The organism is Limobrevibacterium gyesilva, from assembly GCF_025989185.1.
In the GTDB taxonomy this organism is placed as follows: Bacteria; Pseudomonadota; Alphaproteobacteria; order Acetobacterales; family Acetobacteraceae; genus Limobrevibacterium; species Limobrevibacterium gyesilva.
The window spans coordinates 262,424-278,267 of sequence record NZ_JAPDNT010000002.1 but is presented as its reverse complement, the minus strand read 5'-3'; the positions used below and the strand labels follow the sequence as shown (position 1 = coordinate 278,267).

The window sequence follows — 15,844 nt, the reverse complement described above, 5'->3', positions numbered from 1 at the left end:
CGGCGCCGCACGATCAGTTGGAGATCCGGTCAACCTTTGGTGTCGGTTGAACGTCCTTATGTTCGGGCAGCCCGGAACCGGTGGAGCGGTACACCGCCTCGTCCTGGTCGCTGCGGTCGCTGTAGAAGACCAGCCCCATGAGCGCCACGCCCAGAGCCGTGGTGAGAACGATGCCCAGGATCAGCGCGATGAGCACGTTCCCGCTGAGGCCCAGACTGCCCAGACTCACGAACCCGTTCATCGCCCAGATCATGAACACCACGACCGCGACGGCGCCGGCGCAAGCCGTCGAGAAGATCACGATCCATCTTGTTCTCGTTGTCACTGATGGCCTCCCGGACCTGTCGGTCCGCCGGACGATCATGGAAAGCTGCGGCGCAAACATGGGCGTAGCAAACGGTATGGAACAGGGCGTCTTGCTCAATCCTGCATGGTCAGCGGCATGGCATCTGGATCGCGACCATCCGCTCATCCCGAAGCCGGGTGCGCCTTGGCGGCGCACCCGTCCGGTTGAAGATACTGAAAAATCAGGCCATTGGCGGTCCTTCAGCCGCCGTAGTTCACCATGATCGTCTTCTTGTGGGTGAAATGCTCCAGCATGGACTCCAGGCTCGCTTCCTTGCCGAGGCCGGAGCTTTTGACGCCGCCATAGGACAGGTTCGCCTGCACCACGAGATTCTGGTTGATCTGCACCAGCCCCGCTTCCAGCCGGTGCGCGAGGTCGAGGCCGCGTTTGAGGTTGTTGGTCCACAGCGACGCCGCCAGCCCGTACTCGCTGTCGTTGGCCGCTTCCAGCACCGCCTCGGCATCGTCGAACGGGAACACGCAGGTAACCGGGCCGAAGATCTCCTCCTGCACCAGGCGCGAGGCGTTCGGCAGGCCGGTGAAGATGTGCGGCTGGATGAACAGGCCCTTCTTCAGCGCGGGATCGGCGGGCAGGGCGGAGCAGGCGCGGCCGGTGGCGCCGGGTGTCGCCTTGCCCTCTTCCACGAAGGCGCGAACCTTGGCGAACTGGTCGGGGCTGATGATGGTGCCGATATCGGTCTTCTCGTCGAGCGGGTCGCCCATGACCATGGCGTCCACGCGGGCGGCGAGGGCGGCCACGAACCTGTCGAAGATCGGCCGCTCGACATAGATGCGGCTGGCCGCCGTGCAGCTCTGGCCCTGGCGGGTGAAGCGCATCGAGGTGACGGCGCCGGTCACCGTCTTGTCGAAGTCGCAGTCGGCGAACACCAGCATCGGGCTCTTGCCGCCCAGCTCCAGCGTCACCGGGATCAGCTTCTCGGCCGCGGCCTTGGAGACGATGCGGCCCACTTCCACGCTGCCGGTGAACGTCACCTTGCGGACCTTCGGGTGCGCCACCAGCGGCGCGCCGCATTCCGGCCCGAAGCCGGACAGCATGTTGAAGCAGCCGGGGGGAAGGATGCGGTTCATGAGCTCGCAGATGCGCAGCACGGTCAGCGGCGCTTCCTCGGCCGACTTCACCACCACCGTGTTGCCCGCCACCAGCGCCGGCGCGATCTTCAGCGCCATCAGCAGCATCGGCACGTTCCAGGGGATGATGGCGCCGACCACGCCCAGCGGCTCGCGCACGGTCACGCTCAGCACGTCCGGCGCGAACGGGACGCTCTCGCCCTTCAGCTCGCTGGCCAGGCCACCGAAGAACTCCAGCACGTCGGCGACGGTGTTGGCCTCCACCCGGCTTTCCGTGCGCAGGGCCTTGCCCGTCTCCAGCGCGATCAGCCGGCTGAGCTCCTCCACATGCTCGCGGATCAGGGCTGCGCACTGCGCAACCATCGCGCCGCGCTTGCGCGCCGGCAGCCTGGCCCATTCCTTCTGGGCGCGGGCGGCATCCTGCACGGCGGCATCGACATCCGCGGCGTCGCCCTCGGCGGCCTGCGCCACCTCGGCGCCGGTCGCCGGATTGACCACGGCGAAGGTCTTGCCGCCGTGCGCGGGCACGAACCTGCCGCCGATGAAGTGCTTCCCGGACAGGGCACGGGCCAGGGCGGCCTCGTCCAGGGTGGGGGCGCCGGGGGTGGGGGAGGCTTCTGGCCGGTCGAGCATCGGGTTTCCCTTCGGAGATAGCGGACCTATAAGCGACGCATATGAACTCCGAATTGTATTCGAGCAACCCAACAGGCAAGACGTAGGAATGAACACGAAAGACGCGACTGGACCCCTGAAAGGCCTGCGGGTGCTGGATCTTACGAGGGTATTGGCCGGTCCCACCTGCACGCAGATGCTGGGCGATCTCGGGGCCGAGGTCATCAAGATCGAGCGCCCGGGCGCCGGGGACGATACCCGCGGGTTTGCGCCGCCGACCATGCCGGGCACTGGCGAGAGCGCCTATTTCATCGGCGTGAACCGCAACAAGCGGTCGGTGACGCTGGACATCGCCGCACCCGAGGGCCAGGCCATTGCCAAGCAGTTGCTGGCCGACTGCGATATCCTGGTCGAGAATTTCAAGGTCGGGGCGCTGGCCAGGTACGGCCTGGGCTACGAACAGCTGCACGCGGAGTTCCCGAGCCTCGTCTACTGCTCCATTACCGGCTTCGGGCAGACCGGGCCGTACGCTCCGCGCCCCGGCTATGACAGCCTGATCCAGGCCATGGGCGGCGTGATGAGCCTGACCGGCGAGCCGGATGGGCTGCCGCAAAAGGTGGGCGTGCCCGTCGCCGACGTGTTCGCCGGCCTGTATGGCTGCATCGGCATCCTCGCGGCGCTGCGCCATCGCGACCGCACCGGGCAGGGGCAGCACATCGATATCGGGATGCTCGACACGCATGTGGCGTGGCTGGCCAACCAGGGGATGAACTACCTGTCCACCGGCGAGAACCCGCCGCGGCTGGGCAACCAGCATCCGAACATCGTTCCCTACCAGGTGTTCCCGACCGCGGACGGCTACATCGTGCTGTCGATCGGCAATGATCCGACGTTCAAGCGCTTCTGCGAGAATTTCGATGTCGCGCATCTGCTGGAGGACCCGCGCTTCGCCACCAACGCGGCGCGGGTGGAGAACCGGCAGCTGGTCACGGACACGCTGACGCCGGTGCTGAAGCAGCACCCGACCGCCTGGTGGGTGGAGCAGCTCGAGGCGCTGAAGATCGGCTGCGGGCCGATCAACACGCTGAAGGAGGTGTTCGCCGACCCGCATGTGCAGGCGCGCGGGGTGGTGGTGGAGATGCCGCACGCCTCGGGCACGCCGGTGAAGATCATCGCCAACCCGGTGCGCCTGTCGGAGACGCCGGCGGATTACCGCATCGCGCCGCCCATGCTGGGCGAGCACACCGAGGAGATCCTGCAGGACCTGCTGGGCATCAGCACCGCCGAGATGGACGCGCTACGGGCCAAAGGGATCGTCTGATGGAGCCCAGGCGGGGCGCCGTCCGCTATCTGCTGGCGGGCGCGTTCCGCCGGATGGCCTGGGTGGAATGGGGCGACCCCGCGGCGCCGGTGGTGCTGTGCGTGCACGGCCTGACCCGCAATGCGCGCGACTTCGACCCGCTGGCCCAGGCGCTGGCGGCCGATTTCCGGGTGGTCTGCCCCGACCTGCCGGGGCGTGGCGCCTCGGACTGGCTGGCGGACCCGCAGCTCTACCAGCCGCCCACCTATGTCGCGGCGCTGTCGCATCTGCTGGCCGCGATCGGCGGGCCGACGGCATGGGTCGGCACCTCGCTGGGCGGCATCTGCGGCATGGCGGTCGCCGCGGCGCAGGGGCATCCGGTCACGCGCATGGTGCTGAACGATATCGGCCCGTTCCTGCCCAAAGGCGCCCTCCAGGGTATCCGGGAGCGCATCGGCCGGGTCGGCGATTTCGCCGATGTCGCTGAGGCCGAGCAGTTCCTGCGGGTGGCGCATGCGCCGTTCGGCCGGCTCACCGACGCGCAATGGGCGCACATGGCCCGGCATTCCGTGCGGATGCTGCCGAACGGGCGGGTGGCGCTGCACTACGACCCCGCCATTGCCACTCCGATCGTCGCGGCCGAGCCGGAGGATGTCGATCTGTGGGAGATGTGGGCGCGGATCGCGATTCCGACCTTGGTGTTGCGCGGCGCGACCAGCGATCTGCTGGATGAGCCGACGCTGGCGCGGATGGTGGAAAGCGGCGCCAAGGCGCTGACTGTGCCGGGCTGCGGCCATGCGCCGGCGATGATGGACGCGCCGACGATTGCCGCGGTGCGGGATTTCCTGCGCGCCGGCTGACGCGCTACCGCTGCGCTTTCAGGAAACGCGAGAACGCCTGCAACGTGGCGTCCGACACGTGGTGCTCGATGCCCTCGGCATCCTGCTCGGCGGCCTCCGCCGGCACCCCCACGGCGCGCAGCAAATCCACCACCAGGCGGTGGCGGGCCTTCACCCGGGCGGCCAGGGTCTCGCCGGCCTCGGTCAGGAACACGCCGCGATAGGGGCGGGCGGTGGCCAGACCCTCGCGCTTCAGCCGGGCGATCGTCTTGATGGCGGTGGCGTGGGACACGCCCAGGCGGCGGGCGATGTCGGTCGGCCGCGCCTCCCCGCCAGTGGCCAGCAGGTCGGCGATCAGTTCGGCATAGTCCTCCAGCAACGCCGTGGATTGCGCCGTCCGCGCCTTGCCGAATCGCTGCGCCTGGGTGGGCTCGGCCGGCAGCTCGACGGTGGAATCCCCGCGGCGGGCGGCCTCCGTGCGTGGCGGCACCCTGTGTCTCCCGATATTGCCAACGGACCATGGCGAAGCGCCCGGCCGATTTCAACCTGCCTTGAATGCCTGACCCGGCGCGAATGCGAGGGTTGACTCGCGGCACGATGCGGCCACATCCTCGGCCCGGAAATGTAGTCGAGGCTACACTTTAGGGCTGATGGGTTACTCCCGCACGAGGCAGGCATGAGCGAGGCTGTACTACAACGAACGACTTTGTCGGAACGCACGGTTGCGGCAGGCCAGGAGGCGCTGGACGGGCGGCGGCGCGGGCTGAGGGCCTTCCTGCCTTTCGCCGGACCCGCCGTGATCGCCTCGGTCGCCTACGTGGACCCCGGCAATTTCGCCACCAACATCCAGGCCGGCGCCAAGTACGGCTATGCGCTGCTGTGGGTGGTGGTGGCCGCCAACCTCATCGCCATGCTGTTCCAGGCGCTGTCGGCCAAGCTGGGCATCGTCACCGGCAAGAGCCTGCCGGCGCAATGCCGCGACCGCTTTCCCCGGCCCGTCGTCATCGCCATGTGGCTGGCCAGCGAGGTCGCGGCCATGGCCACGGATCTCGCGGAGTTCCTGGGCGCGGCCATCGGCCTGTCGCTGCTGTTCGGGCTGCCGCTGTTCACCGGCCTGGTGATCACCGGCGTCGCCACCTACGCCATCCTGGTGCTGGGGCAACACGGCTTCCGGCCCATCGAACTGGTCATCGGCGCGTTCGTGGCGGTGATCGGCGCCTGCTATGCCATCGAGCTGGTGATCTCGCCGCCGGACTGGGGCGCCTTCGCGACCGGCTCCGTGGTGCCCCGTCTGGTCGATGCCGGCGGCATCACGCTGGCGGTGGGCATCATCGGCGCCACGGTGATGCCGCATGCCATCTACCTGCATTCGGCGCTGACCCAGAACCGGGTGCCCGCGGCCAATGATCGTGAGCGCCGGCGTATCCTGCGCTTCTCCAACATCGAGGTGCTGGTGGCGCTGGGCTTCGCCGGCCTCGTGAACATGGCCATGATCGCCATGGCGGCCTCGGCCTTCCATGCCGGCCACCGGGACGTGGCGGAGATCGAGACCGCCTACCGCACGCTGGTGCCGCTGCTGGGGGCCGCCGCGGGAGCGGTGTTCATGGGCTCGCTGCTGGCGTCCGGCTTTTCCAGTTCGGTGGTGGGAACCATGGCCGGGCAGGTGATCATGCAGGATTTCGTGCACTTCCGCACGCCGCTGTGGCTGCGCCGCCTGATCACCATGATCCCGGCCTTCGTCGTCGTCGGCCTGGGCGCCAACGCCACCGACAGCCTGGTAATCAGCCAGGTGATGCTGAGCCTGGCGCTGCCGGTGCCGATGATCGCGCTGCTGATCCTGACCGGACGGCGCGACGTGATGGGGGACTTCGTCAATTCCCGCGTCACGCAAGTCGCCGCCACGGCCGGGTGCATGGTGGTGCTGGCGTTGAATGGCCTGTTGCTGCTGGACGCCGCCGGGATCGAGCTTCCGTTCCTCGGCTGATCCGCGGGCGGCGGCGGGCCGGCCTGCGAGGCCCGCCGCCAGAGCGGATCGATCCCGTGTCGCGGGCGCTCAGCCCGCGCGCAGCAGCCGCGCCGCGTCCGGGGCGAAATAGGTCAGCACCCCCGCCGCGCCGGCACGCTTGAAGGCGACCAGGCTCTCCATCATCGCCTTGTGGTGATCCAGCCAGCCATTGCGCACCGCGGCCATGATCATCGCGTATTCGCCGGACACCTGATAGGCGAAGGTCGGCACGCCGAAACGCTCGTGCACGCGGCGAACCACGTCCAGATAGGGCATGCCGGGCTTGACCATCACCATGTCCGCGCCTTCGCGCAGGTCCATCTCCACCTCGCGCAGCGCCTCGTCGGTGTTGGCCGGGTCCATCTGGTAGGTCTTCTTGTCGCCCTTCAGCGCGCCGCCGGAGCCGACGGCATCGCGGAACGGACCATAGAAGGCGCTCGCGTACTTGGCCGCGTAGCTCATGATGCGGGTGTGGATCAGGCCCTGCGCATCCAGCGCCGCGCGGATCGCGCCGATGCGGCCGTCCATCATGTCGCTGGGGGCGATCACGTCGATGCCGGCCTGGGCCTGGTTCGTCGCCTGCAGTGTCAGGATGGCGAGGGAGTCGTCGTTGTGCACGTAGCCGTCGCGGATCACGCCGTCATGGCCGTGATCCGTGTACGGGTCCAGCGCCACGTCGCCGACCAGCCCGAGATCGGGGAACTCCCGCTTCAGCAGCCGCGCCGCCTGGCACATCAGGTTGTCGGGATTGCCGGATTCCGTGCCCTCCGCGTTCTTCTTTTCGGCGGGCGTGGCCGGGAACAGGGCAATGGCAGGAACGCCCAGCCGCACCGCCGGCTCCACATGCGCGGCCAGGCGGTCCACGGTCACCCGGCTGACCCCGGGCATGGAGGCGACGTCGGTGGTGCGGCCGCTGCCGTCGATCACGAACACCGGCCAGATCAGGTCGTCCACCGACAGGCGGGTTTCCGCCACCAGCCGGCGTGTCCAGGCGTCGTGGCGGTTGCGGCGCATGCGGGTCGTGGGAAAGCTGCCGACGATCATCGTCTCTGCTCCATGGGCGTGGTGCGGCGTGCATATGACCGTTCGGCGGCGGATGCAAAGCATCGCCCTACGCCATGAACATGCGCCATGCGAGGAACCCCAGCCCGAACACGACATACAGCACCAGCGCCGCCACCCCGATCCGGTTGGCGTAGGGCTGCAGCGGCGGAATCACCCTCGGGCCGAACACCAGGGCCAGGGTGAGCAGGCCGAGCATCCGCAGCAGGTTGAATTCGTCGGTCGTGGGCATCCACATCGCCTGGGGAATCCTTGCCGTCAGTGGCGCATGTGCCCATACATAAGGGGTCGCGAGGTGAAGGTCTTATGGACGGGTTGCGGCTGAGCTGGTTCCTCGGCGTGCTCGCCGTCGAATTCTGGGCGGCGGCGTGGCTGATGGCGTTCGCGCCGGAACTCCTGGCGTGGTGGCAGCGGCGCCGGGAGCGCCGGCGCCTCATGCGCGCCCGTCAGTCCGGGGCGCGTGCGGCCTGGTAGGCCTGCAGATGCGCGTAGGCCGCGCGCAGCAGCGTTGCATTCCGCCCCATCGCCTTCGCCCGCGCCAGCATGTCGCCGACGACGTGATCCGCTTCCACCTTCCCGCCGCGCTGGACGTCGCGCAGCATCGAGGCGGCGCCGGTCGACGTCGGGTCGCTGACCGACTTGGTGCTGAACTCCATGAAGCGGGCGCGGGGGGCGTAGCCGGCGGCGGTGGCGACTGCGGCGCAGTCCTCCAGCATCTCCTGCATCAGGCTGATTCCATCTGCGGTGCGCGCGATCGCGCCGATATTGCTGCGCATCAGGCAGCACATGCCGGCGATCGAGCACAGGAAGACGAATTTCTCCCACATGTCCTGCAGGATTTCGTGGCTGTGCCGTGGCTCGAAGCCGCCCTTGGCCAGCACTGCGGCGAGGGCGGCGCAGCGTGACGCCTGGGCCGCGTCGCGCTCGCCGAACACGAAGCCCTGGCCCCGGTTGAGGTGTCGCACGGTGCCGTCGGCGTCGAGCGTGACGCCGATCTGCGCCACGCCGCCAGCCACGTTCCCGGCGCCGAAGGCCGCGTCCAGCGTGTCGAGGTGGCGCATGCCGTTCAGCAGCGGCACGATCAGCGCCCCCGGCGCCGCCGGACGCAGCGACTCGATGGCGTCGTCGAGATCGAAGGCCTTGCAGCTCAGCAGGATCGCGTCGTAGCCGGGTGCGGCGGTCTCGCGCAGCACTGTCTTCACCGGAAGCTGCAGATCGCCCAGTGGGCTCTTGATCACGAGGCCGTCGCGCGCGATCTGTTCGGCGCGCCGCGGCCGCACCTGGAAGGTCACGTCCACGCCGGCCGCCGCCAGACGTCCGCCGAAATAGCCGCCGATGCCGCCGGCGCCGAGCACGAGAATGCGCACGTACTGTCTCCGTCCCTGAACCGGAGCCAGCTTGGCGCTTGCGGCGGCGGTTGCCAACCTGGGGGGCGGCGCGCATGACGGGGATGCGGAAGGGGGGCGGCCGGGCGGCAGATGGACAATTTCGCCAATGTGCCGGCGCATGGTAGAGGGACCGCATGGACAGCATCGCAATTCCCGTCGCAATCGGCTGCGACCACGGTGGATTCCCGCTGAAGGCGGCCCTGGTTGCGGCGTTGCGGCAGGCCGGCCATGGCGTGCTCGACATGGGCACGCACAGCGCGGATCGTGTCGACTATCCCGACCAGGCGCACGCGGTTTGCCGCGCCGTGCAGGACGGTCGTGCCCGCCTCGGCGTGCTGATCTGCGGCAGCGGCGTCGGCATGTCGATCGCCGCCAACCGCCATCCCGGGATCCGCTGCGCCCTGGTCAGCGAGCCGACCACGGCGCGCCTGTGCCGGGCCCACAACGACGCCAATGTCATCGCGATGGGGGCGCGCCTGATCGGCGAGGCGGCGGCGGTGGACATCCTGCACGCCTTCCTGGCCACGCCCTATGAGGGCGGCCGCCACGACCAGCGCCTCGCCAAACTTACCCCGGCCTGAGGGAACCAAGCCATGAACGACCAGCCACTCGCCGCCAGCCTCTCCCGATTCTTCACCGCTCCCCTGACCGAGGTCGACCCCGAGCTGGCTGCCGCCATCGGCCACGAGCTGGGTCGCCAGCAGGATGGCATCGAGCTGATCGCCAGCGAGAACATCGTCTCGGCGGCGGTGCTGGAAGCCCAGGGCTCGGTGCTGACCAACAAATACGCCGAAGGCTATCCCGGGCGCCGCTACTACGGCGGCTGTGCGTATGTGGACGTCGCCGAGCAGCTGGCGATCGACCGGGCGAAGCAGCTGTTCGGCTGCGCGTTTGCCAATGTGCAGCCGCATTCCGGCGCGCAGGCGAACCAGGCGGTGTTCCTCGCACTCCTGAAGCCCGGCGACACCATCCTGGGCATGAGCCTGGCCGCCGGCGGCCACCTGACCCACGGGGCGGCGCCGAACCTGTCGGGCAAGTGGTTCAAGGCCGTGCAGTACGGCGTGCGCCGCGACGACGGGTTGCTGGATTACGAGGAGCTGGAGGCGCTCGCCCGGGCCGAGAAGCCGCGTCTGATCATTGCCGGCGGCTCGGCCTATCCGCGCGCCATCGACTTCGCCCGCATCCGCCGCGTGGCCGACGAGGTGGGCGCTTTCTTCATGGTGGACATGGCGCATTTCGCTGGCCTGTCGGCCGCCGGCGTCTATCCCAACCCGCTGCCGCACGCCCATGTGGTGACGACGACCACGCACAAGACCCTGCGCGGCCCGCGCGGCGGCATGGTGCTGTCCAACGACCTCGACATCGGCAAGAAGATCAACTCTGCGGTGTTCCCCGGCCTGCAGGGCGGCCCGCTGATGCATGTCATCGCCGCCAAGGCCGTTGCCTTCGGCGAGGCGCTGCGGCCGGAGTTCGGCGCCTATCAGCGCGCGGTGGCCGAGAACGCGAGGGCGCTGGCGGCGACGCTGGTCGAGCAGGGACTGGCGATCGTCACCGGCGGCACCGACAGCCATCTGATGCTGGTGGACCTGCGCCCCAAGGGCCTCACCGGCAAGGCCGCCGAGGCCACCCTGGAGCGGGCCCACATGACCGCCAACAAGAACGCCATCCCCTTCGACCCGCAGAAGCCCGCAGTGACCTCGGGCATCCGCCTGGGCACCCCCGCCGCCACCACCCGCGGCTTCGGCGTGGCCGAGTTCCAGGAGGTCGGCCGTCTGATCGGCGAGGTGCTCGACGGGCTTGCGAAGTCCAACGACGGCACCAATGCGGCGGCGGAAGCGGCAGTCGGGGCGCGCGTGCTCGCGCTGTGCTCCCGCTTCCCCATCTACCGCTAAGGCGCGGTTCCTAAAGCATATGCGCTGCCCGTTCTGCGGCCACGACGACACCCAGGTAAAGGACAGCCGTCCCAGCGACGACGGCTCGGCGATCCGTCGGCGGCGGTTCTGCACCGGTTGCAGCCAGCGCTTCACCACCGTGGAGCGGGTGCAGCTGCGGGAGCTGACGGTGGTGAAGGCCGATGGCCGCCGGGTGCCGTTCGACCGGGACAAGCTGTCGCGCTCCATCCGGATCGCGCTGCGCAAGCGGCCGGTGGAGGAGGAGCGGATCGAGCGCATCGTCAACGGCATCGTCCGCCACCTCGAGGCCTCCGGCGAAACCGACATCCCCAGCCAGCAGATCGGCGAGCTGGTGATGGAGACGCTGAAGGAGGTCGATGCCGTCGCGTATGTCCGTTTCGCCTCGGTCTACCGCAATTTCCGTGAGGCCAAGGATTTCGAGGCCTTCCTGGGCGAACTCGGCGAACCCACATAGGCCGCGGCGGAACAGAGCCGGCCGTCGGAACACACCGGATGAGCGATCAAGCACATATGCGGGCAGCGCTGGCCCTGGCGCGGCGGGGGCTCGGCAATGCCTGGCCGAACCCGTCGGTCGGCTGCGTCATCGTGCGCGACGGCCGCGTGGTCGGCCGCGCCGTGACCGCCCCCGGCGGCCGCCCGCATGCCGAGCCGCTGGCATTGGCCATGGCCGGCGCGGCCGCGCGCGGCGCCACCGCCTATGTCACGCTTGAGCCGTGCTGCCATCACGGCCGTACCCCGCCCTGCACCGACGCGCTGATCGCCGCCGGGGTCGCGCGCGTGGTCATCGCTTCGCGCGATGTCGATCCGCGCGTGAACGGGGCCGGTGCGGCCCGCCTGCGCGCCGCCGGGATCGTGGTGGAGGAGGGCGTGCTGGCCGACGAGGCCGATGACGTCAACGCCGGCTTCTTCGCGAGCGTGCGCCGTGGCCGGCCGCTGGTGACGCTGAAGCTCGCGTCCACGCTGGACGGGCGCATTGCCACGCGGACCGGCGAGAGCAAGTGGATCACCGGCGAGGCCGGCCGCCGCGCGGCCCACGCCCTGCGCGGCCGGCATGATGCGGTGATGGTCGGCGTGGGCACGGTGCTGACCGACGACCCCGACCTGACCTGCCGCATTCCCGGCTACAAATCCGTGCCGACCGTGCGCGTGGTCGCCGACAGCCATCTGCGCACCAAGCTGACGGCGCGCCTGGTGGTGGATGCGCGCAAGGCCCCGACCTGGATCGTGGCGCGCAACGGCGCCGATCCCTTGCGCCGCCGTGCCCTGGCCGAGCTGGGCGTGACCCTGGTGGACGTGCCGGGGTCGGAGTCCGGCGTCGACCTGAAGCGGGCGCTGGAGGCCCTGGCCCAGCGCGGCATCACCAGGCTGCTGGTGGAAGGCGGCGGGCAGATGGCCGCATCGCTGCTGCGCGCCGACCTGGTGGACCGCATCGCCTGGTTCCATGCGCCGGCGGTGATGGGCGGCGACGGCTGGCCGTCGGCCCAGGCGTTCGGCATCTCCAGGCTTGCCGACATGCCCCGTTTCGTGCGCCATGCCGCCGGTCCGGTCGGCGTGGACTGGCTGACCGAACTGCGGAGGGCTGCCTGATGTTCACCGGCATCGTCACGGGCCTGGGTACCGTGCGCGAGATCGTCCCCAACGGCGACGGCCGCGACATGCGCCTGGTGATCGCCGCGCCCCGGGGGGCGGCGTTCTGGCCTGGGGATGAAACGATCCCGGTCGGCGCGTCGATCGCCTGTTCCGGCTGCTGCCTGACCGCGGTGGAACTCGGCGCCGACTGGTTTGCCGTGGATGCCTCGGCCGAGACGCTGTCGAAGACCACGCTCGGCACCTGGCGCGTCGGCAGCCGGGTGAACCTGGAGCGGCCGCTGCGCGTGGGCGACGAGCTGGGCGGGCACATCGTCGCCGGGCACGTGGACGGGGTGGGTGAGGTGCTGTCCGCCGATGCCGAGCACGGCTCGGTGCGCTGGACCTTCCGCGTGCCCGATCCGCTGGCCCGCTTCATCGCGCCGAAGGGCAGCGTTGCCATCGATGGCGTGTCGCTGACCGTCAACGAGGTGCGCGGGCCCGAGTTCGGGGTCAATATCATTCCCCACACAGCCGCCGTCACCACCTTCGGACAGCTGAAGGTCGGCGACCCCGTCAACATCGAGATCGACACCGTGGCGCGCTATGTGGCCCGGCTGACGGAGTACAAATGAACGAGATCCTTACCCGCAGCCTCTCGGATTACCTGTCCTCGGCCGAGGACCTGATCGAGGAGGCGCGCAACGGCCGCATGTTCATCCTGGTCGATGACGAAGACCGGGAGAATGAGGGCGACCTGGTCATTCCCGCGCAGTTCGCCACCCCCGAGGCGGTGAATTTCATGGCCCGCTACGCGCGCGGCCTGATCTGCCTGGCGATGACCCGCCAGCGCGTCGAGCAGCTCGGCCTGCCGCTGATGAGCCAGTCCAACAGCACCCGCCACCAGACCGCGTTCACGGTCTCCATCGAGGCGCGCGACGGGGTGACGACGGGTATTTCCGCCCATGACCGGGCGCACACGATCGCGGTCGCCATCAACCCGGGCAGCCGGCGTGACGAGATCGTCACCCCCGGCCACGTCTTCCCGCTGATGGCGCGCGAGGGCGGCACGCTGGTGCGGGCGGGGCACACCGAGGCCGCTGTGGACATCGCCCGCCTCGCCGGCCTGACGCCGGCCGGCGTGATCTGCGAGATCATGAACGACGACGGCACCATGGCCCGGCTGCCGGATCTCGTCGCCTTCGCCCAGCACCACAACCTGAAGCTCGGCACCATCGCCGACCTGATCGCCCACCGCCGCCGCACCGAACGGCTGGTCCGGCGCGTGCAGGAGGGAGTGATGGACCTGCCGATCGGCGGCCAGTGGCGGCTGATCGTCTATGCCAACACGGTCGAGTACGCCGAGCACCTGGTGCTGGTGAAGGGCGACCTGACCGCGCCCGGCCCGGTGCCGGTGCGCATGCACGCGGTGGACCTGATGAACGACATTCTCGGCGGCCGGACGCGCGGCACGCTGCAGAGCGCCATGCGCATCATCGCCGAAGCGGGCAGAGGGGCGGTGGTGCTGATCCGCGAGACGCGGCCCGATGGGCTGTCCGAGCGGGTGCGCAAGCTGGCCGGCGCCGAGCGCCAGCGCACCGAGCTGCGCGACTACGGCATCGGCGCGCAGATCCTGCTGGATCTCGGCGTGACGGACATGCTGCTGCTGTCGAACACCCATCGCACCATTGTCGGCATCGAGGGCTATGGCCTGACCGTGGCGGATCAGCGGCATATCGACGAAGGCGCGGCGGAAGGGACTTCCCGTTCATGAGCACTGCCGACGCCCCGCTGCCGGCGGCCCCGAAGATCGAGGGGCCGGCACCGCACATGCTGATCGTGCGGGCGCCGTACTACAATGCGATCGTGGACGGGCTGCGCGACGGCGCTACCCGCATCCTGGCCGATGCCGGCGCCACATTCGACGTGCTCGATGTCGCCGGCGCGCTGGAGCTGGCCGGCGCCGTGCGCCTGGCCGTGCGCGGCAGCCGCCGGTTCGACGGCTATGTGGCGCTGGGCTGCGTGGTGCGCGGGGAGACCGACCATTATGACCATGTCTGCCGCGAGGCGATGGCCGGGCTGACCAATGTGGCGCTGCAGTTCGGCCTGTGCCTGGGCAACGGCCTGCTGACCGTGCACACCGAGCGGCAGGCGCTCGAGCGGGCCTCGCAGGACGGCCACAACAAGGGGGCCGAGGCCGCCGCTGCGGCCCTGGTGCAGCTGCGCGCCGCCCGCTGGCTGGGGGCAGTGTGATGGCGGCCAAATCACGCCCACGCACCGCCAGCCGCGTGGCTGCGGTGCAGGCGCTGTTCCAGGCGGAGCAGGCGCAGACGAACCCGGAGACGGTGATCGACGAGTTCGTCCGCCACCGCCTCGGCGAGCTGCCGGACGCGCAAGGCCGAAGCGGGGGCGGCTTCGAGGACGGGCGGGCGCCGGACGCGCACGTGCCGCTGTTCGCCCGCATCGTCCGGGTGGCGACGGAGCAGCAGGACACGCTGGACGCCATGCTCGCCGGCGTCCTGGCCGAGGACTGGCCGATCGCCCGGCTCGACCCGGTGCTGCGCGCATTGCTGCGCGCCGGTGCGGCCGAGCTGTGGATGCAGGACGGCCCGCCGGCGAAGGTGGTGATCAACGAGTATCTTGACGTCGCCCACGGCTTCTTCGAGGGCGAGGAGCCGCGCCTGGCCAACGGCGTGCTCGACCGTCTGGCGCATCTGCTGCGGCCGAAGGAATTCCCGGGGAGGGGGCTGCCGAAGGCGGCAGCCTTGTGAGCGATCTTCCGGCCGAATTCGCACTGATCGCGCGCCATTTCCGTCCACTCGCCGGCGCGGGCGCGTTCGCCCTGACCGACGATGCGGCGGTCCTGGCGCCGCCGGCCGGGCGCGAGCTGGTGGTGGCCGCCGACGCGATGGTGGCGGGCGTGCATTTCCTGCCCGACGACCCCGCCGACCTCGTTGGCCGCAAGCTGCTGCGCACCAACCTGTCGGACCTCGCTGCCATGGGGGCGGAGCCGCTCGGCTACCTCATGACGGTCTCGGCGCCGCGGGAGACGCCGGATGCGTGGTTCGCGGCCTTCGCGGCCGGACTGGCGCAGGACCAGGCGGCGTTCGGCATCACGCTGCTCGGCGGCGACACCACGTCCACGCCCGGGCCGGTGAGCCTGTCGCTGACCATTCTCGGCACCGTCGCGCGGGGGGCGGCGCTGCGGCGCAACGGGGCCCGTGCCGGCGACGGCATCTGGGTCAGCGGCACCATCGGCGACGGCGCGCTGGGCCTGCTGGCCGCGACCGGAAAGCTTGACGACCCGACCGGCTACCTGCTGGACCGCTATCGCCTGCCGCGGCCGCGCCTGGCGCTGGGGCGGCGCCTGCACGGCATCGCCAGCGCGGCGCTGGATGTCTCGGACGGGCTGGTGCAGGACATCGGCCATCTCTGCCGCGAGAGCGGCGTGGCGGCCGAGATCGATGCCGCCGACGTGCCGCTGTCCGCCCCCGCGCGGGCGGCCGGCATGCTTGAACGCTGCCTGACCGGGGGTGACGACTACGAGCTGGTGCTGGCCGTGCCGCCCGCGCACGAGGCGGCGCTGCACGAGGCCGCCCGCGCTGCGGACATCCCGGTCACGCGGATCGGTGGGTTCCGGCCGGGATCGCCGCATGTCACGGTGCGCGCCGCCGACGGGATGGAAATGCGCCTGGAAAAGGGCGGCTGGAGCCACTTTACGTGAA

The 15,844-nt window shown here is 70.0% G+C and carries 20 protein-coding genes; 14 read left to right on the top strand and 6 right to left on the bottom strand.

Annotated features, from left to right (window positions below):
- Positions 1-13: 13 nt before the first annotated feature.
- Entirely contained in the window at positions 14-229 is a 216-nt protein-coding gene (locus OL599_RS05235; RefSeq protein ID WP_264712595.1) for a hypothetical protein, read from the bottom strand.
- A gap of 22 nt (positions 230-251) precedes the next feature.
- On the opposite strand from OL599_RS05235, the gene OL599_RS05230 reads away from it, so the two are divergent.
- Positions 252-569, top strand: coding sequence for a hypothetical protein (locus OL599_RS05230; RefSeq protein WP_264712594.1), 318 nt, complete (start codon positions 252-254; stop codon positions 567-569).
- Here OL599_RS05230 and OL599_RS05225 read toward each other — a convergent pair.
- Positions 547-2,067 carry an aldehyde dehydrogenase family protein gene (locus tag OL599_RS05225; RefSeq protein WP_264712593.1) on the bottom strand — a complete coding sequence of 507 codons (1,521 nt, stop codon included), beginning with the start codon at positions 2,065-2,067 and terminating at the stop codon, positions 547-549. The genes OL599_RS05230 and OL599_RS05225 overlap by 23 nt on opposite strands.
- An 88-nt stretch (positions 2,068-2,155) precedes the next feature.
- Here OL599_RS05225 and OL599_RS05220 point away from each other — a divergent pair, with 88 nt between their 5' ends.
- Both OL599_RS05220 and OL599_RS05215 read left to right on the top strand, forming a co-directional pair.
- Positions 2,156-3,367, top strand: a complete 1,212-nt coding sequence (locus tag OL599_RS05220; RefSeq protein WP_264712592.1) for a CaiB/BaiF CoA transferase family protein — start codon at positions 2,156-2,158, stop codon at positions 3,365-3,367.
- Positions 3,367-4,206 (top strand): alpha/beta fold hydrolase, encoded by an 840-nt coding sequence (locus tag OL599_RS05215; protein ID WP_264712591.1) that lies wholly within the window; start codon positions 3,367-3,369, stop codon positions 4,204-4,206. The genes OL599_RS05220 and OL599_RS05215 overlap by 1 nt, the downstream gene beginning before the upstream one ends.
- A 4-nt stretch (positions 4,207-4,210) precedes the next feature.
- On the opposite strand, the gene mntR is transcribed toward OL599_RS05215, so the two are convergent.
- Positions 4,211-4,675, bottom strand: a complete 465-nt coding sequence (gene mntR, locus OL599_RS05210) for a manganese-binding transcriptional regulator MntR (RefSeq protein ID WP_264712590.1) — start codon at positions 4,673-4,675, stop codon at positions 4,211-4,213.
- A gap of 186 nt (positions 4,676-4,861) precedes the next feature.
- Here mntR and OL599_RS05205 point away from each other — a divergent pair, with 186 nt between their 5' ends.
- Positions 4,862-6,169 carry an Nramp family divalent metal transporter gene (locus tag OL599_RS05205; protein WP_264712589.1) on the top strand — a complete coding sequence of 436 codons (1,308 nt, stop codon included), beginning with the start codon at positions 4,862-4,864 and terminating at the stop codon, positions 6,167-6,169.
- Positions 6,170-6,238: 69 nt separating this feature from the next.
- Here the strand turns inward: OL599_RS05205 and hemB are convergent, their stop codons facing one another.
- Positions 6,239-7,234 (bottom strand): porphobilinogen synthase, encoded by a 996-nt coding sequence (hemB, locus tag OL599_RS05200; protein WP_264712588.1) that lies wholly within the window; start codon positions 7,232-7,234, stop codon positions 6,239-6,241.
- Positions 7,235-7,301: 67 nt separating this feature from the next.
- A complete protein-coding gene (locus OL599_RS05195; RefSeq protein ID WP_264712587.1) occupies positions 7,302-7,484 on the bottom strand; it encodes a hypothetical protein in 183 nt (60 codons plus the stop codon).
- 74 nt (positions 7,485-7,558) lie between these two features.
- On the opposite strand from OL599_RS05195, the gene OL599_RS05190 reads away from it, so the two are divergent.
- Positions 7,559-7,726 (top strand): hypothetical protein, encoded by a 168-nt coding sequence (locus OL599_RS05190; RefSeq protein WP_264712586.1) that lies wholly within the window; start codon positions 7,559-7,561, stop codon positions 7,724-7,726.
- Here OL599_RS05190 and panE read toward each other — a convergent pair.
- Entirely contained in the window at positions 7,699-8,619 is a 921-nt protein-coding gene (gene panE / locus OL599_RS05185) for a 2-dehydropantoate 2-reductase (RefSeq protein WP_264712585.1), read from the bottom strand. The two genes, OL599_RS05190 and panE, sit on opposite strands and share 28 nt — an antisense overlap.
- Positions 8,620-8,774: 155 nt before the next feature.
- Between panE and rpiB the strand changes: the two genes are divergently transcribed.
- Genes rpiB through thiL form a run of 9 tightly spaced genes read left to right on the top strand, consistent with a single transcriptional unit; the run spans position 8,775 to position 15,843 of the window.
- Positions 8,775-9,221, top strand: coding sequence for a ribose 5-phosphate isomerase B (gene rpiB, locus OL599_RS05180; RefSeq protein WP_264712584.1), 447 nt, complete (start codon positions 8,775-8,777; stop codon positions 9,219-9,221).
- 12 nt (positions 9,222-9,233) lie between these two features.
- Positions 9,234-10,532, top strand: a complete 1,299-nt coding sequence (gene glyA / locus OL599_RS05175) for a serine hydroxymethyltransferase (protein ID WP_264712583.1) — start codon at positions 9,234-9,236, stop codon at positions 10,530-10,532.
- 19 nt (positions 10,533-10,551) lie between these two features.
- Positions 10,552-11,007, top strand: coding sequence for a transcriptional regulator NrdR (gene nrdR / locus OL599_RS05170; RefSeq protein ID WP_264712581.1), 456 nt, complete (start codon positions 10,552-10,554; stop codon positions 11,005-11,007).
- 38 nt (positions 11,008-11,045) lie between these two features.
- Positions 11,046-12,140 (top strand): bifunctional diaminohydroxyphosphoribosylaminopyrimidine deaminase/5-amino-6-(5-phosphoribosylamino)uracil reductase RibD, encoded by a 1,095-nt coding sequence (gene ribD / locus OL599_RS05165; RefSeq protein WP_264712580.1) that lies wholly within the window; start codon positions 11,046-11,048, stop codon positions 12,138-12,140.
- Positions 12,140-12,754, top strand: coding sequence for a riboflavin synthase (locus OL599_RS05160; protein WP_264712578.1), 615 nt, complete (start codon positions 12,140-12,142; stop codon positions 12,752-12,754). The genes ribD and OL599_RS05160 overlap by 1 nt, the downstream gene beginning before the upstream one ends.
- Entirely contained in the window at positions 12,751-13,893 is a 1,143-nt protein-coding gene (gene ribB, locus OL599_RS05155) for a 3,4-dihydroxy-2-butanone-4-phosphate synthase (RefSeq protein WP_264712577.1), read from the top strand. The genes OL599_RS05160 and ribB overlap by 4 nt, the downstream gene beginning before the upstream one ends.
- Positions 13,890-14,372, top strand: a complete 483-nt coding sequence (gene ribH, locus OL599_RS05150) for a 6,7-dimethyl-8-ribityllumazine synthase (protein WP_264712576.1) — start codon at positions 13,890-13,892, stop codon at positions 14,370-14,372. Before ribB ends, ribH begins: the two co-directional genes overlap by 4 nt.
- The gene (gene nusB / locus OL599_RS05145; protein WP_264712575.1) at positions 14,372-14,890 is read left to right on the top strand and encodes a transcription antitermination factor NusB; all 519 of its coding nucleotides are present in this window, start codon (positions 14,372-14,374) and stop codon (positions 14,888-14,890) included. The genes ribH and nusB overlap by 1 nt, the downstream gene beginning before the upstream one ends.
- Positions 14,887-15,843 (top strand): thiamine-phosphate kinase, encoded by a 957-nt coding sequence (gene thiL / locus OL599_RS05140; RefSeq protein WP_264712573.1) that lies wholly within the window; start codon positions 14,887-14,889, stop codon positions 15,841-15,843. The genes nusB and thiL overlap by 4 nt, the downstream gene beginning before the upstream one ends.
- The last annotated feature ends 1 nt before the right edge of the window (position 15,844 follow it).

Bases quoted from the DNA above. Each gene is read 5' to 3' on its own strand.
- OL599_RS05230 (WP_264712594.1), top strand. From the start codon at position 252: ATGAACACCACGACCGCGACGGCGCCGGCGCAAGCCGTCGAGAAGATC.
- OL599_RS05225 (WP_264712593.1), bottom strand. From the start codon at position 2,067: ATGCTCGACCGGCCAGAAGCCTCCCCCACCCCCGGCGCCCCCACCCTG.
- OL599_RS05220 (WP_264712592.1), top strand. From the start codon at position 2,156: ATGAACACGAAAGACGCGACTGGACCCCTGAAAGGCCTGCGGGTGCTG.
- OL599_RS05215 (WP_264712591.1), top strand. From the start codon at position 3,367: ATGGAGCCCAGGCGGGGCGCCGTCCGCTATCTGCTGGCGGGCGCGTTC.
- OL599_RS05205 (WP_264712589.1), top strand. From the start codon at position 4,862: ATGAGCGAGGCTGTACTACAACGAACGACTTTGTCGGAACGCACGGTT.
- hemB (WP_264712588.1), bottom strand. From the start codon at position 7,234: ATGATCGTCGGCAGCTTTCCCACGACCCGCATGCGCCGCAACCGCCAC.
- OL599_RS05195 (WP_264712587.1), bottom strand. From the start codon at position 7,484: ATGCCCACGACCGACGAATTCAACCTGCTGCGGATGCTCGGCCTGCTC.
- OL599_RS05190 (WP_264712586.1), top strand. From the start codon at position 7,559: ATGGACGGGTTGCGGCTGAGCTGGTTCCTCGGCGTGCTCGCCGTCGAA.
- rpiB (WP_264712584.1), top strand. From the start codon at position 8,775: ATGGACAGCATCGCAATTCCCGTCGCAATCGGCTGCGACCACGGTGGA.
- glyA (WP_264712583.1), top strand. From the start codon at position 9,234: ATGAACGACCAGCCACTCGCCGCCAGCCTCTCCCGATTCTTCACCGCT.
- nrdR (WP_264712581.1), top strand. From the start codon at position 10,552: ATGCGCTGCCCGTTCTGCGGCCACGACGACACCCAGGTAAAGGACAGC.
- ribD (WP_264712580.1), top strand. From the start codon at position 11,046: ATGAGCGATCAAGCACATATGCGGGCAGCGCTGGCCCTGGCGCGGCGG.
- OL599_RS05160 (WP_264712578.1), top strand. From the start codon at position 12,140: ATGTTCACCGGCATCGTCACGGGCCTGGGTACCGTGCGCGAGATCGTC.
- ribB (WP_264712577.1), top strand. From the start codon at position 12,751: ATGAACGAGATCCTTACCCGCAGCCTCTCGGATTACCTGTCCTCGGCC.
- ribH (WP_264712576.1), top strand. From the start codon at position 13,890: ATGAGCACTGCCGACGCCCCGCTGCCGGCGGCCCCGAAGATCGAGGGG.
- nusB (WP_264712575.1), top strand. From the start codon at position 14,372: ATGGCGGCCAAATCACGCCCACGCACCGCCAGCCGCGTGGCTGCGGTG.